We start from the raw sequence: 15,410 nt of genomic DNA on the forward strand, positions 1-15,410 counted from the left end.
CCCCCCCCCCCCATTTTGTCAAGTATTATGCTTGATTTGACGGGGTTTTAGAGGTTTTTACTGACTATATCTGACCTTTTGGTGGAGGGAGAGAAGGCTAGCAAAAAATCGCCAGCGGGGCTGGCGATTGAGGCTATGAGGGCGCGACAGCAGGAGCGGCTGGCTAATATCGTCTTTTGAATTCACTTTGATACGCTTCGTTTTTTGATTTTGAGGCTCAGACCTCAAAACCTTCTCACGAGGCTTTGCCCTTTCAACTTGCTGTAGGCTAGGCGACAAGATTTGCTTGTCTTCGCTCCAACTTCAAATCGTTCATTACCCTATGTGAGTTTCCTACGTCTCAGCTTTTTGTCTGAAGGTTCATTCATTTGACTATATCACATTTATCCGATCCAAGAGGGGCTTGGAAAAAGTCTTAAAAAGAGTAACTGGCTTAGCGTAAGGTCCTCAAGAAAGGGGGATTCTAAGCCAGTTTTTATTGTTCCATTTTTAAGAGAAAGGCTAATATTGAGTTTTTGTCCAGCCTCAAAAGTGTTTCGCTTGATATCCTTAGCACTATCTTTGCTGGCTCAGCTTCTCTACAAAATAAGCATCCGCACTCACACAGGGTAAGTGTGTTTCTTCTTGATAGGCTGCTAAAAAGTACGGAAAATGGGTGCAACCAAAGACAATGGCCTCAACCTTTAAGGTCTCAAACAACCTGATCGTTTCCTTCAAACCCATCTGGTCTACCATTTCTTGAGCTGGGATTTCCTGCTCGATTGCTTCCACCCAGTCAAGGCTAGAGATGGCATGAACTCTACTCTGGGGATTGGTCAAAGTGATGGCACGCTCAATCCCTGCACTGCCTTGAGCATTGGCTGCGAGAAGCCCCATAGTCTGATAAGACATGGCAAGGTCACGGTAAAAATGCAAGGGGGTTAGGATGTCCAAAGACAAGTCCCTAGACAGCTGGTCAAAATCCACCGAACTGCTTAGAGAGTTGCAGTAGACCAAGACCTGAGTCACTCCTTTTGCTTGGCAATCCTTTAAAACCGCTGTCATGTGGGCATTTTTGTCGGCTTCTTTTAAGACCTGAAAGGCGGTCTGTTCTTGGGGTGTTTGGGAAATGGCTATGCCCAGTATCTCTTGGCGAGTGCTTTTGGCTAAGGCAAGACCAAAAGCTGTATCAACAGGTGTCCCTGCAATGACAGCAAGCATGGCATTCTCCTATCTATGGGTGAAAACCCAATATAGCAAGACTAGAAAAACAAGATTGATCCCCATACGAACCAGATGGTGCAGAGGATTGGGTTTTTGAGCCATCTGAGTCGCGTTACTAATCGCGATAGCAGATATACCAAAAAGACCACCAGCGATCCCATAGATAGCACTTGAATTTCCCTGACCTAGGTAAATATAGGTAAAAGCAATACTGACCAAGACACTAAAAAGCGTTAACCACATGTTACGCTTGGTGATAATCTTGGCACCCAAGCTACCCAGCACAGCAGCAAAGGCAACAACTGCCAAATACAGGCCTAAAACCACTAAAACAACTACTTTCATAAAACCTACCTATCTCCTATCTAAGAACCTTTATTCACCATTTGGCACTTCACTTCAATACAGGTTCTAAACGAATGGTAATGAGCGCTAAGCTCCTGCCATGTCACACTCCTATCATACCATGTTTTCCCCATCGAGACAAAAGCAAGGAATGACTTGACCCTAGGGTCATCTTCTTTTGGTGTCGAGGCTAATGGTGACTGGACCATCATTGATTAAAGCCAGGCTCATATCTGCACCAAAGATGCCCTTTTCAACGGGTACATGAGCAGCTAAGGCCTGATTAAACTGGTCATAAATCGCACGTGCCACATCAGGCTTGGCAGCACCTGTGAAGGCCGGGCGATTACCCTTTTTGGTATCGGCATAAAGCGTAAACTGGGAAACCGAGAGGATGCTGCCCTTGATATCCTGCACCGAAAGATTCATCTTGCCATCACTGTCAGAAAAGAGGCGCATAGCGACAATCTTTCGTACCGCATAGGCGATATCCTCGTGACCATCCTCAGGGCCAACACCAACTAAAAGCAACAAGCCTCGCTTAATCTGACCAACAACCTCTTCATTGACAGTCACAGAAGCCTGTGACACTCTTTGGATAATGATTTTCATAAAAGTACCGCCTTTCTAAACAGTGATGACAAGCAACAAACTAAACAAAGGAGACAAGGGCGTCAGTCGGGTGAGATGAAAGGTCTAGCAAAAAATCTGCTGATTGAGCAGAGAAGCGCATTGACTAAGAGTCTGTACGCTATCTGTAACCTTCCAATCCTATCTCAACATCATTTAGCCGTTGGTACGCTTAACAGAATAAACATCTGGAATAATCTTAATCTTATCCACTACTGCAGTCAATTCAGCAACATTTGGGATGCCAAAGGTGACGTGGATATTGGCAAACTTCATGTCTTTACTCGGCTGTCCATGAAAGGATGAGATGTTTTTGGTGACATTAGAGATAATCTGAATCACATCATTAAGAATCCCTGGGCGGTTGAGCCCATAAATATCAATCTCAGCTTGGTACTCTTTGTGCGACGTGGCATCATCCCAATCAACCTCAATCAAACGCTGTTCGTAGCCGTCTTGACTCTTGATATTGTGGCAGTCCTGACGGTGAATGGCAACACCACGCCCCTTGGTGATATAACCTTCAATCGCATCACCTGGCACGGGATTACAGCATTTGGCAATCCGCATCAAAAGACCTGATGCCCCTTGGATAATGACGCCATTTTCGTCACTTTTAACCTTGATCACATCTTTCTTTTCGGTCTTAACTTCGCCACCCTTCATCAGCTCCTCGGCTTCAGCTTTGACACGCGCTCGCTCTTCCTCACGACGCTCTTTTTCCGTTAGTTTGTTAAACACACTAACGGGGCTAATATCCCCAAAGCCCACCGCAGCATAGAGGCCTTCTTCACTTTTGACACTAAGCCTTGGCAAAATGGCATCAATACGCTTTTTCTCAAGATACTTATTGGCCACATAGCCCTGCTCTTGGAAATAAGTAACCAGCAAGTCACGTCCTTTATTGATGGACATTTCCTTGTCTTGATTTTTGAAAAATTGGCGAATCCTATTACGTGCCTTGGTGGTTTTCACCATCTTAATCCAGTCACGGCTAGGTCCAAAAGAGTTAGCATTGGTGACAATTTCGACCACATCACCTGTTTTTAACTTGGAGGTTAGAGGCACCATTCGACCATTTACCTTGGCACCTGTAGCTCTCTCACCAACCTGGGTATGAATCGCATAGGCAAAGTCAATCGGCCCTGAGTCTTTGGGCAACTCCTGCACAGCTCCTGTCGGTGTAAAGACATAGATACGCTCCGAGAAGATGTCCTCTTTAACCGAATCCACAAAGTCAACCGCATCACCATTTGAAGCATCTTGAAGCTCTACTAGATCTTTTATCCAATTCAAACCAAGTGCTGACTCTTTCTGATCAACTTTGGCAGTAATGCCTTTTTTATAAGCCCAGTGAGCAGCGACCCCAAACTCTGCCACTTGGTGCATCTCCTTGGTACGGATTTGGATTTCGATAGGCCCTTTTGGTCCATAGACCGTTGTGTGGATGGACTGGTAGCCATTGGCCTTAGGATTGGCGATATAATCCTTAAAACGCCCTGGCATCGGACGCCATAACTCGTGAATATAGCCCAGCATGGCATAGACATCACTTTGTGTCTCCATGACACAGCGAATCGCAATTAAATCATAGATTTGATCAAAACGCTTCTTCTTGTCGTGCATCTTGCGATAGATGGAGTAGATATGCTTGGGGCGCCCATAGACATCGCCAAAAACGCCCTCCTGCTCCGTTGTTGACTTGATATTATGGACAATATCATCCACAAGTTCCTCACGCTCACGACGTTTTTCTGTCATCATGTGGGAAATTTTATAAAATTCAACTTCGTTGAGGTAACGAAATGAAAGGTCCTCCAGCTCCCACTTGATGCGGCTGATTCCTAGACGATGAGCCAGCGGGGCGTAAATTTCCATGGTCTCACGGGAAATACGTTCTTGTTTTTCTTTCTTGAGGTGCTTTAGGGTACGCATGTTGTGCAGGCGATCTGCCAACTTAACCAAGATTACCCTAATGTCTTTGGACATAGCCATCAGCATCTTACGATGATTTTCAGCCAGCTGCTCTGCATGAGACTTGTATTCGACCTTGCCGAGCTTGGTTACCCCATCAATGATATTGCGGACATCCTTGTCAAAGAGTTCCTCAATATCTCCCAAGGTAAAGTTAGTGTCTTCCACAACGTCATGCAAAAAACCACAAGCCACCGTCACAGCATCCAAATGAAGGCCTGCCAAAATCCCTGCCACCTGAATAGGATGAATGATATAAGGCTCACCAGACTTACGATACTGCTCCTCATGCGCTTTTTCAGCACACTCCAGCCCCTTCTTAACTAATGCAAGATCCTCCTTGGTCATGTATGCCGCTGCCAGTGCAACAACCTCTTGCCCCGTTAAATCAACTATCTTTGCCATCTTTTCTACCTGCCAAATCTTAAACTCTTATCGTCTCACTATTTTAACACGATTCTTTAGAAAAAGGAATGCACCATCTCATAGACACACGCCAAACGCATGAAAACCTTCTCTTAGTCTTTTTGTGCTTTGGCGTGGTGGCAATACCCATAGCTTTGTCAGTTATCTCAAAGAAGCCCTTTTTTAAAAAAATGGATAATCTAAAAAGGTATACAATTAACACTTTTATATACCTTTTTCATATTATATAACTTTTGCCTAACCTTTTTTAATTGAGAAAATAAACCAAGTAACTTTTCAATACTATCTACTTAAATAGATACTAATTCTACCGTATATTTAACCACCTAATGTGATGAGACTGTCTGCCTGGGCTATGATTTGCTCTCGATGTGAAACTTGTATAATGATATGCCTATCTTTTATAGCATTCAGTATATCAATGACGCGCTCTTCATTTTTGGCATCAAGAGCCGAGGTGACTTCATCTAATATGATTATCTTCCTATCTCTTAAAAGGATTCTGATTAACGAAAGGCGTTGAATTTGACCTCCTGATAAACACTCTGAATCCAATTTCAATTGATCCAGCCCTTCTTCACATCCTAGTTCATCCCATAACTGAAATTCTTTTAAATAATGGGTAATCTCCTCAAGAGAAAAGTTATCTCCCAAGGTTAAGTTATCCCATAAAGTCTCTCCATTGAAAATAAAACTTTGTTGTCCTAAAAAAGAAATCTGATCTAGCCGCTCTTGATAAGGCATTAATGCTACATTTTGATTGTCGAACCTTAAAACACCATCAGTAAGTGGATAAAAGCCGAGAAGTTGTCTCAGTAAACTACTTTTGCCAGATCCACTAGGACCTGTGATAACTAATACCTGACCTTGTTTAGCAGTAAAGCTAATGTTACGATAGATATCTTTATTCTCTATCGTTAGAGCTAAGTTTTCACCAAATATCGCAGTTGGCGACAACAAGGTTGAGCTTTTTGTTGAACGCATCGTTTTAGACAAGTTGTTTTGTTCAAGTTTATTGAAAACAAATGATAGTGCTCCTTGTTGACCCGAAAAATTAGTTAGCGTTGTGGCTAAATTCAAAGTAACTGGTAGTAACTGATATAGATAAATCATAAATGATACTAGAGCCCCAATCGTTATCAACTCCTTTTTTATGCTATAAATTCCAAGCCCAATAATAGTAATCATCATAATCAACAAAACCATATTAATTATTGGAATTAAAATCATACGATATTTCAATCCCTTTAGCGATAAGCGATAAAGTTCCTGATTTTTATCTAAAGTTCGATGGATAAACCACTCGCCTGAATCATTAATCTTTATATCTAATGAAAATTTTGTTAATTGTACCAAACTAGCATTAAGAACAGCCAACTGTGATCTAAATTTTTCTGAAATAGTTTTGAGTCGGATACCTACATATCTTATGATAAGAAAAAGAAATAAAGAGCAAACTAGAATAAATGAAGTCAAGTAGGCTTGAATAGCAAATAACATGATAATAGATCCTAGCCAAGTTAACGTTCCTGTTACCAACGTTGGTAGGGTAGTTGTTAAGACATCACTAATAATTTCAGTATCGTTAGTGATATGATTAGCTATCTCCTCATCTTCACCACCTCCAGATATCATTAGCTCTAAGTGAGAAAGATTATTAATAAGACAATTTCTTATCCTACAGACAGTTTGTTCACCTATAAAACCTAGTATATAATTTCCAATGGTTGTCAATAATATATTGAGGACAAATAAGCCTATTAAGGGTAGAAGACGACTCAGCATCAAATGATTCGATGCCATCTCATTAAAGACAATTTTAATTTGCAGAGGAATAAGTAAACCTAAGCCAGCTGCAACAATTAGTAATAATACACCTATTCCGTAACACAATTTATTGGTACAGTATCGAAAAATAGCAATCATGTTAAGTATTATTTCGTTTCACTAGCGTTTTTGTAATCAGTGTTACTACGGAAATAAGTGCCATCTCAGTCAAAAAAGTTGAAATGACATTACCTATGCCTGGTGTATAACTAATCTGAGCACCTGCTCCAGACAATAAGGCCTGCCATGGAAACAAGAGACCATAGAAAAAAATAATAAGAGTCGCAACAAGAGATGCAACAATACTATAGAAGAACGATATTTTCTGATGGTAATGATAGATTAGACGCCCAAATAAAACTGCTAACAAAAGCATTGGAATGACTGTAGTCAATATGACCAATAAGGGTATACTCACCTTAGTTTTAAAAATAAAAGCGACGAACATCTCTACTATCAAAACAATCAATAACATATAATCAACTTTTTTCATCATAAATAAACTCCTTAAAATATTAGAGAAACACTAGCATTATAAGCATAATGTACCGCCATTGCCATTGAATAACTATCTGTCCAATGCCGTAGCACTGATAAAGCAATCCCTAAAGGCAATCGAACAATCAAATTACTATACCAATCAAAGCCTTGATGCCCCAAAAAAGCAAATAGAATAGCTTGAACAAAAATAACAAAAACCAGCTGAAAGTCTTTTTTTAACTGATACTCAACAAGTCCCCTAAACAACAGTTCCTCTGCAACAGCTGATATGAAAAATGATAGCAATAATAAACCAATCTCATTCAATGACCAATCTTTAAGAACAACAACTGTCGTTATAAGCATAATGGTAAAACTAAGAAGCTTAAAAAACAATATTTTTTTTGTTCTTTCAATAGTTAATCGGTAATTGATTCCAAAGATAAGATGATAAATATAAGCTATTATCATTACAGAGACAAGCAAGGCAATGCGTGTCCCTAAATAAAACCAATCTTGATGATTATGAGGTAAAAAGAGCATCAAAGAAATGGTCGCCACTCCTGTTATAAAAAGAGTCCCCACCACTAAACTAATCGCAATAGCAACGTCTTTTAGTATTTTCGTACTCATAAAATCACCTCAATAAAAGTAAAACATTAGTTCTTGATGCCGACACTGCTGGAATAAAAGCAAATAGCAATGAAATTAACATCGGCAAAGCAATAGCAACAACTATATTCCAATTGGTTATTATGAGCCGAACACCCATGCGATCTCCCAAAAGTGCGCTTAAAGCAAGAACAAATAAAATGGACAGTAAAGAAGCAAAGCAAGCCATCAAAACTGACTCCAAAATAAATTGATTTCGAATATTTTGTCTGGTTGCTCCAAATGCTCGCCTTAAACCAATTTCATTTTTTCGACTGGCAATGGAAGAATAAGTTGTGCTCATGATTCCAAACCCAGCTACAACTAAAGAAATACCTGCAACGCTAGCTATTAAATTTGTTGCTAAAGACGCATTTTTCTTAATCTGGTTAACAACTGGTCTAAAGTCAACAATAGATAGTTCACCCAGATTCCCTTGTTCTGAGTAGGTTTTCAGATAAGTAATAACCTCATTTTCCACTTGTTTCTTACTTCCTCTAAAAGATATTTTTAATTGATTAAACGTTGGCAAATAGGTACCTATTCTCAGAAATTCAGAAGAACTCAGCAGAAAATCTGGAGCCTCTTGCGGCCCTTTATAAAGACTTTCGATAGTTACAATACGATTATTGAGACTGATAAGCTGACCTAAAGGTGAGGAGAGGTTGGGAAACAGTTTTTTAGAAGCTACTTTAGATATAGCTACCCCTTGTTTAACAGCTAACACGTCTAACCCTTCTAAGGTAACTAAGCCCTCGATCTCATCAACTTCATTCTTTGTCGCTCTTCCATAGGTCATGAGGCTCGGTTGTTGATTAGATTGAGATACATTTGTAACGGATATAGTGCTTAGTGACGAATCGTAGTTTAAGACTACCTTGTCAATCATTTTTAAGCTCATTAAACGTGAAGCATCATTTTCAGTAAATCCTACACTTTCAGGAGCTTTAGATAGATTAACAGTAAAAGTATTTTGACCTCCTGTGATGCGTAGCATTTGTTCTGAGACGGATTCTCTAACACCATTTCCTAAACCAAGAACAATTAATACACTGACGACACCAACAATAAGAGAACCAACTGTGAGAATTGTTTGTCTGATATTAGCTCTAATTGGTTTGAGCATATTTTGAAAAAAGAACCAATATTTCATTCACTACCCTCGTTCTTATCATTTATTTGGCCATCAACAATTTGAATAATCCGATCTGCCATTTTAGAAGCTTCCTTCGAATGTGTTACCATGATAACTGTTTTCCCTTGTTGATGTATATCAGAAAGAATGGCCAGTATTTTCTCAGACATTTCCGTATCTAATGCTCCCGTTGGTTCATCTGCAATGATAATATCGGGATTATTTACCAAAGCTCTCGCAATTGCAATACGCTGTTGTTGTCCGCCTGAAAGTGTATTGGGATATTGGTTCATTTTATGAGACAATCCCACCTTATCAAGCAAATATTTTAAATCATCATCAGTAAGCTTTAATGATTTCCCATATAGTAGAGGTAGACTAATATTTTCTTTGACGGTATATTCGGGTAATAGCTTAAAATTTTGAAAGACAAAGCCTATCTTTTCATTTCTCATCAAGGAAATTTCTTTATCAGAAAACTCTGGTAATAACTGGCTATCTAAAAAATAATCTCCACTATAATCATCATCAAGTAATCCTATAATATTAATGAGACTTGACTTTCCTGATCCAGATGGTCCAACTATCGCTAAAAACTCTCCTTTTTGTATTCTCAGATTAATATTTTTTAAAATAAACTGCTCTTTGGAGGGATTGAGTGAGATAGCCTTAGAAACATTGACTAACTTAATCATTTATTTGCTCCTTTAACATTGTCCCAATTGGTATATCTGATAAATTGGCGTATAAAACACCACCTTTGTTAAATAGGTCAATTGGTAAAGATCGCCAACCTTTTTCTTCTGGTAACGTTACCAAAAGCTGATTATCTTTAAGATATTGTTCTGGAATAACAACTGTTTTATAAGGAACAGTTAAGAGGACATGCTGACCTATCCTTAAATCAGCTACTTCGGCTTTAAAAGCATAATACGACAATGTTTTTTCGGTTATGGTTGGTTGGCGATTGATCCAACTGATTTTTGCTTCAACGATTTTTCCAGTTTCTAAAACTTTGGCTTGTAATGCCTGCTCCTCTGAAATTAGCTCACGATCTAGCTCCGAAACACTTGATGCCACATATAGCCGTTGGCTTATTATTGATAGAGTACCATCCTCTCCAATACTAAACATTCCTGCCACAGGTGCTTCATAACCATTTTTGGAGATTTTCTGATTTTTAGCAACGGGCTCTCCATTTTTTATCAATAACTGATCAGTAGCGATATTGTCTAAAACAGTAATATTATCTGATTGAACATCACCCATCAAGAGCAGGTCATCTTGCTTAACCACTTTATAGACTGAAGCTTTTTTCTCTTTTGAGACTTCTGGTGATGATTGACTTTGCTGATTTTGTAAAAAAAAGAGAAGACCTACAAATGGGAGTAACCCTAATATTATCAAGAGTTTTTGTTTCATATCCATAAGACTTTCTATCATTTTAAAAAAGCCTGAATAGCTGATATAACATCAGTCATTCAGACTTACCAAAAATAAATTTATTATTGGTTAATCGTTTGACAAACTAAAATAAAACGTTTAATCCATTTAAATAGTGCGCTTCAATTCTTTAATGTATTGAGGGAAAGAAACACTTAAAAATCCAACACCAACTGTAATTGTTCCTAACAATTTTGTTATATCAAATTTAAACATCATTTATCTCCTAAATATTTATTTTTTTACAAGTACTTGTAAAATTAGTATAGCAAATAATAATCTCAAAATTAATTATTATCGAATAAGAAAATTTTATTCTTTTTAATTTCTTATCCGATAAAAGTGATTTATCCTCTTAAAATGTAGTAAATTATTTATTATAAAGGAGGAGATTATTGATGAAACTGATGTTACTTAATATTTTTTTCATTTGGTCTTTTTGAACTCAAATAAGCAACGGCAAAACCGTTGCTTTTTTCTATATGGTCAAGATACTATTGTTCCAATATCTTAATTTTTATGAGCAGTGATTTTTTAAAAGAATATACTGGTGACTTAATGACTGAGCAAAATCTTTGGCTCCCAATAATTCAAGAGATGTAAAAAAATTAAGCATGTCTTGATCACTCGCAAAGTGATTAGCTTTACATTGTAAAAATCGGTTATAAAATTCTATGAATATCTTTTCTAAAACATCTTGATAGTGAAGCATACTCGATAATCTCTCCAAGTAATATTGGGCATAGTAATTCTCATTTCGTTCAATAAAAACAGCTATAATATTAACTAAGAAACCTTTTATCCCAACCCTATAATTAGATAAATTAATAAATTTTTGACTATCTTGCCACAAAGACTTTGCTATAAATATTAAATCATCTGTGCTATAAAGATCCATCGTATTACCAAATATGAAAAGATCATAACCTGTCCATATCTCTACATTATAAAAATATTGAGTTACTCTATCAATTTCCTCCTTCGTTATTTGATATTCTCCACCTAGACTTTGAAGATTGTTTTGAATTAATACATATTCCAAAAATTGATACATCGGTAAGTTTTGTGGTTCTGAATACTCTTTTAATAACTCTTGCAATCCTGCTACATCATTTCTTTGACGAGATTGAGAAATCCGATAACTTAGCTTTGTTAAATCATCTACGTCATAGTGATTCATAGCCATTCCAAATTCTGCAAAACTCATGTGAAGACCTTCTATCGCCTTTAACAATCTATCAGCGGAAAGCATATTATAACCATTTTCAAATTTAGATAATTGTGATACTGTTAGATTATCAGAAGCAATATCTTTCAGTTTTAATCCACGTGCGAGGCGCATTTCTTTAAAAAGCTCTCCCAGTTCCTGCTTGTCATTAAATTCCATACTGACCTCCTTAGACATGTTCCTCCTACTAGTTTACCACGAAAACAAGCAAAATAGAAGAGCTACAACAGTTAACAACACATCGTATCTATGACAAATTGCTCAGAATGTTTTAATATCCTTAAATCATTTTGGTTGCCAAAAAATGGCTTGCTCACATTGTTTCACCTACCTCATTTCCATAAATCCCAATTGACAAGTGACAATTATGAAACAAAAGTAGACCAGATGCCTAACTTCACACATTTAGTGGCTTTCATCACTATAACTTATTGCCTTAAAATTACCTCAATCATTATGCTATAATAAAAGCTAGAAGCATTATCTTTTTGATACGGAGGTCTTATGACATCACTAACCCTTGTTTACATCAGTCTCAGTGGCAATACCCATAGCTTTGTCACGCGCTTTGCCACATTTCTCAAAGAAACGCACGACATTGAATCCAAATTGATTAATATTAAAGACCTCAAGCATGAAACTTTCCCAATCGAAGAAGAGTTTTTAGCTCTCTTACCAACCTATCTTGAAGGGGGCAATGGCCTTGATAAGGGTGATACCGAGATGTTGACAACCCCTTTGCGTCAATTCATCGCAGCTCACGACAATTATAAAAACTGTTTTGGTATCATCGGATCTGGCAATCGTAACTTCAATAACCAGTATTGCCTATCAGCCAAGCAATATGCCAAGCAATTTGACTTTCCCATGCTAGCTGACTTTGAACTCAGAGGCACCTCAGCTGATATCGAGCGGATTGCGCCAATTGTGATTGAAGCTTGGAAAGCTTTTAGCACATACTATAGTGGATTGAAAATAGATTAGGACAAAGTATAGAATAGCTAACATTATTAGCGTTTATCAAAATGATTCATCGATGTCCTGATCTTAATTCAAATAACTATAATACTAACTTAAAAGGAGTCCACATGAAAACAACTATCGATTATATCACTACCTTAACCAACATCCCATCACCAACTGGGTTTACCAAAACGATTATGAATTACCTCGTTTCAGAATTGCAAAGCTTTGGCTATGAGCCTGTTCGCACGCACAAGGGTGGGGTGATGGTTTCTGTCGAAGGAAAAGACAATGACAAACACCGTGTCGTAACTGCTCATCTGGACACTCTTGGTGCCATGGTGCGCGCTATTAAGCCCGATGGTCGTCTCAAGATGGACTTGGTTGGCGGCTTTGTTTACAATGCTATCGAAGGCGAAAACTGTACGGTTCATGTCGCTAAAAATGGCAAGGAAATCTCTGGTACCATCCTCATGCACCAAACTTCTGTCCATGTCTATAAAGACGCCGGATCAGCCGAACGTAACCAGGCTAATATGGAAGTTCGTTTGGATGAAAAAATGACTACTGCAGAGGAAACACACGCCCTAGGAATTGAAGTTGGCGATTTCATTTCCTTTGACCCACGTGTTGTCGTAACACCAAATGGCTTTATCAAATCCCGTCACCTAGATGACAAGGTCAGCGCAGCTATTCTCCTAAAACTCCTAAAAACCTACAAGGAAGAAGGAACTGAACTCCCATACACAAGCCACTTCTACTTCTCAGCATTCGAAGAAGTCGGTCACGGTGCCAACTCAAGTCTCCCAAGTCAAACGGTCGAATACCTGGCAGTCGATATGGGCGCCATGGGAGATGATCAAGCCACAGACGAATACACAGTTTCCATCTGTGTCAAGGACGCTTCTGGACCGTATCACTATGAACTCCGTCAGCACATGGTGTCTCTTTGTGAAGCGCAAAATATTCCCTACAAGCTAGACATCTACCCTTACTACGGTAGCGATGCTTCTGCTGCCCTTAGTGCTGGCGCCGAAGTCAGACACGCTCTCCTTGGGGCTGGTATCGAGTCTAGCCACTCCTACGAACGTACCCATACCGACTCGGTAGAAGCCACCGAACGCTTGGTTGACGCTTACCTTAAGAGTGAAATGATTGACTGATTGTCTTAACTATTCAGATTCCAAAAATGGAGAAAACTATGATTGAACCAATTGTTATCCCAAGTAAAAAACTCGGAAATATGATCTATGCTCTTGGAGCACTTATGTTTGTCATCTTCGGACTTCTCTTTTTATTCTCATCCGATCTTTTTGCCATCTTAATAGGACTCTTATCGATTGCCTTCTTTGGATGGGTCTTTATCATTCTTATCAAGAGAATTTTTACCAGTTATTCTCTGCTCATTGTTGATGAGCAAGGAATTACAGATCATTCTTCCGCATTGGCTCTTGGTTTTGTTCCCTGGAAAGATATTGAAAATGTCCAACTTCGCCATATGCTCAATCAGACTTTCATTAGTGTCAGTGTTAAAGATCAGGAAGCTTACCTTGCTAAAATGAGCGTCTTGCAACGTAATGCTACCAAAGCGAATCTCAAAATGGGTTATCCACTGATTAACATCACCCTTAATACAACAGGAAAAAATCCGAGAGCTATTTATCACGAAATTGAAGATAAGTTTGGTCATTTTTACAAGAAGTAAGCTACTATGCCCACATTAATCATTATCCGAGGCAATGCTGCTTCAGGAAAAACCAGTCTAGCCCGCGCTCTTCAAGAAGAACTGGGCGAAAATACCCTATTGCTGTCGCAGGATTTGCTGAGACGAACCATGCTACATGCTCATGATGGCTTTGACACACCAACTATCCCACTTCTGTTAAATCTCCTTGAATATGGCTATGACAACTGTCACACAGTGATTTTAGAAGGTATCTTGCGGTCAGATTGGTACCAACCTGTCTGGCAAAAAATATTAGAACTCTATAGCTTAGAAGATATCTATGCCTACTACTACGATCTCCCCTTTGATGAAACCATCAAACGCCATTCTGGGCGTGAGAAAGCTAAGGAATTTGGTCAAGAAGCGCTTAAAAGATGGTGGCTTGACAAAGACTACCTGACCATCATACCGGAGACACAACTCACCTCAAAAATCTCACTTGAGGAAGCCAAAAAACGCATCCTCTCAAACCTCAAAAAGTCCTGACCACCGTCAGGACTTTTTTATACAATCTCCATTTCCAAACCAAAGTGATCACTCACTATTGGGCTGTTGTTACCATCAAAAACAAGGCTTGAGGATATCACCTTAAAGGATTTATCCACAAAAGCATGATCTACTTTGAGGGCTTGTTTGTTGCCTTCCCAGCCATCAATATCGGCTTGAATGGTATGGTCTCCTGAAATCGTATCAGCGACCACATGACTATCCACCAAATTCAAGGAACTGTTGATAACCTCTTGATAACCCTGATTGCCTGTAGGATTGTTAAAATCTCCCATCACAATCAAGGGATTTTTTTCTGTCTCTAAGGCTTTTGCCAAGCGTGGCCACTCAACCTCAAAACCTTTTCCCCACCAAGAGAGATGCAGGCTGACAAGAGACAGAGGCTGACCCTCAACCACTGTCCGAGCCAAGAGGGCTCGGCGGGTATGATAGTCACTAGGGTCTGTCGTCTCAGATGCCAACACATCAGCCACCTCAATCGACGTTTTCGATAGGATAGCGACACCCTCATGAAAGCGGTCATAACCCACATGATTATAAGCCCAACTCCAATAGTAGCTTTTCCCTTGCTCCTCCAAAGCCTCCACTAGCCTGAGAGCATAGTTATCCTCACAAACAGCAGGATTGACCGGCAAAGGACTATAACGAAGGGCCTTCTCAACCTCTATCGACGCCATCAACTGATTAACTTCCTGCAAACAAATCAAATCATAATCTTCCTCAACAATCCATGTCACCAAATCCTGAAACTTCGTCTCCATCTCCTCCTCCATCCAGGAGTGGGTATTTAGGGTTAGTAATTTCATTTGGAAAATCCTTTCTATCACATCCAGACTGACACACAGCACTATCTCCAAAAGCTCATTGGGCTT

Annotated in this window: 16 protein-coding genes; 4 read left to right on the top strand and 12 right to left on the bottom strand. The window is 39.1% G+C overall.

Annotation, left to right across the window (positions count from 1 at the left end):
* Positions 1–555: 555 nt before the first annotated feature.
* The 11 genes from ACMZ6Z_RS00595 to ACMZ6Z_RS00645 form a co-directional block, all read right to left on the bottom strand.
* Positions 556–1,200, bottom strand: a complete 645-nt coding sequence (locus ACMZ6Z_RS00595; protein WP_416130723.1) for a glutamate racemase — start codon at positions 1,198–1,200, stop codon at positions 556–558.
* A 9-nt stretch (positions 1,201–1,209) separates the two neighbouring features.
* The gene (locus tag ACMZ6Z_RS00600; protein WP_416130724.1) at positions 1,210–1,548 is read right to left on the bottom strand and encodes a hypothetical protein; all 339 of its coding nucleotides are present in this window, start codon (positions 1,546–1,548) and stop codon (positions 1,210–1,212) included.
* A 168-nt stretch (positions 1,549–1,716) separates the two neighbouring features.
* Positions 1,717–2,160: a D-aminoacyl-tRNA deacylase gene (gene dtd, locus ACMZ6Z_RS00605; protein WP_416130725.1), complete on the bottom strand. Its 444-nt coding sequence runs from the start codon at positions 2,158–2,160 to the stop codon at positions 1,717–1,719.
* A 174-nt stretch (positions 2,161–2,334) separates the two neighbouring features.
* Positions 2,335–4,557: a RelA/SpoT family protein gene (locus tag ACMZ6Z_RS00610; protein ID WP_416130726.1), complete on the bottom strand. Its 2,223-nt coding sequence runs from the start codon at positions 4,555–4,557 to the stop codon at positions 2,335–2,337.
* Between the two features lie 339 nt (positions 4,558–4,896).
* Positions 4,897–6,504, bottom strand: a complete 1,608-nt coding sequence (locus ACMZ6Z_RS00615; protein WP_416130727.1) for an ATP-binding cassette domain-containing protein — start codon at positions 6,502–6,504, stop codon at positions 4,897–4,899.
* 1 nt (position 6,505) lies between these two features.
* Positions 6,506–6,901 carry a hypothetical protein gene (locus tag ACMZ6Z_RS00620; RefSeq protein ID WP_416130728.1) on the bottom strand — a complete coding sequence of 132 codons (396 nt, stop codon included), beginning with the start codon at positions 6,899–6,901 and terminating at the stop codon, positions 6,506–6,508.
* Between the two features lie 11 nt (positions 6,902–6,912).
* Positions 6,913–7,518 carry a lysostaphin resistance A-like protein gene (locus ACMZ6Z_RS00625; protein ID WP_416130729.1) on the bottom strand — a complete coding sequence of 202 codons (606 nt, stop codon included), beginning with the start codon at positions 7,516–7,518 and terminating at the stop codon, positions 6,913–6,915.
* A 4-nt stretch (positions 7,519–7,522) separates the two neighbouring features.
* Positions 7,523–8,689, bottom strand: a complete 1,167-nt coding sequence (locus tag ACMZ6Z_RS00630) for an ABC transporter permease (RefSeq protein WP_416130730.1) — start codon at positions 8,687–8,689, stop codon at positions 7,523–7,525.
* Positions 8,686–9,366, bottom strand: a complete 681-nt coding sequence (locus ACMZ6Z_RS00635; protein ID WP_416130731.1) for an ABC transporter ATP-binding protein — start codon at positions 9,364–9,366, stop codon at positions 8,686–8,688. Before ACMZ6Z_RS00635 ends, ACMZ6Z_RS00630 begins: the two co-directional genes overlap by 4 nt.
* Complete coding sequence (locus ACMZ6Z_RS00640; protein WP_416130732.1) at positions 9,359–10,093, bottom strand: hypothetical protein; 735 nt, start codon at positions 10,091–10,093, stop codon at positions 9,359–9,361. Before ACMZ6Z_RS00640 ends, ACMZ6Z_RS00635 begins: the two co-directional genes overlap by 8 nt.
* Before the next feature lie 538 nt (positions 10,094–10,631).
* On the bottom strand, positions 10,632–11,501 hold the full coding sequence (locus ACMZ6Z_RS00645) for a helix-turn-helix domain-containing protein (protein WP_416130733.1): 870 nt from the start codon (positions 11,499–11,501) through the stop codon (positions 10,632–10,634).
* 345 nt (positions 11,502–11,846) lie between these two features.
* On the opposite strand from ACMZ6Z_RS00645, the gene nrdI reads away from it, so the two are divergent.
* From nrdI to ACMZ6Z_RS00665, 4 genes are all read left to right on the top strand, one after another.
* Positions 11,847–12,326, top strand: a complete 480-nt coding sequence (gene nrdI / locus ACMZ6Z_RS00650; RefSeq protein WP_416130734.1) for a class Ib ribonucleoside-diphosphate reductase assembly flavoprotein NrdI — start codon at positions 11,847–11,849, stop codon at positions 12,324–12,326.
* Positions 12,327–12,430: 104 nt separating this feature from the next.
* Complete coding sequence (locus tag ACMZ6Z_RS00655; RefSeq protein WP_416130735.1) at positions 12,431–13,468, top strand: M42 family metallopeptidase; 1,038 nt, start codon at positions 12,431–12,433, stop codon at positions 13,466–13,468.
* Between the two features lie 38 nt (positions 13,469–13,506).
* On the top strand, positions 13,507–14,010 hold the full coding sequence (locus tag ACMZ6Z_RS00660; protein ID WP_416130736.1) for an STM3941 family protein: 504 nt from the start codon (positions 13,507–13,509) through the stop codon (positions 14,008–14,010).
* 6 nt (positions 14,011–14,016) lie between these two features.
* On the top strand, positions 14,017–14,517 hold the full coding sequence (locus tag ACMZ6Z_RS00665; protein ID WP_416130737.1) for a kinase: 501 nt from the start codon (positions 14,017–14,019) through the stop codon (positions 14,515–14,517).
* A 17-nt stretch (positions 14,518–14,534) separates the two neighbouring features.
* On the opposite strand, the gene ACMZ6Z_RS00670 is transcribed toward ACMZ6Z_RS00665, so the two are convergent.
* Positions 14,535–15,344 (bottom strand): endonuclease/exonuclease/phosphatase family protein, encoded by an 810-nt coding sequence (locus tag ACMZ6Z_RS00670; protein WP_416130738.1) that lies wholly within the window; start codon positions 15,342–15,344, stop codon positions 14,535–14,537.
* Positions 15,345–15,410 lie beyond the last annotated feature (66 nt).

The organism is Streptococcus pluranimalium (assembly GCF_047785705.1).
GTDB lineage: Bacteria > Bacillota > Bacilli > Lactobacillales > Streptococcaceae > Streptococcus > Streptococcus pluranimalium_A.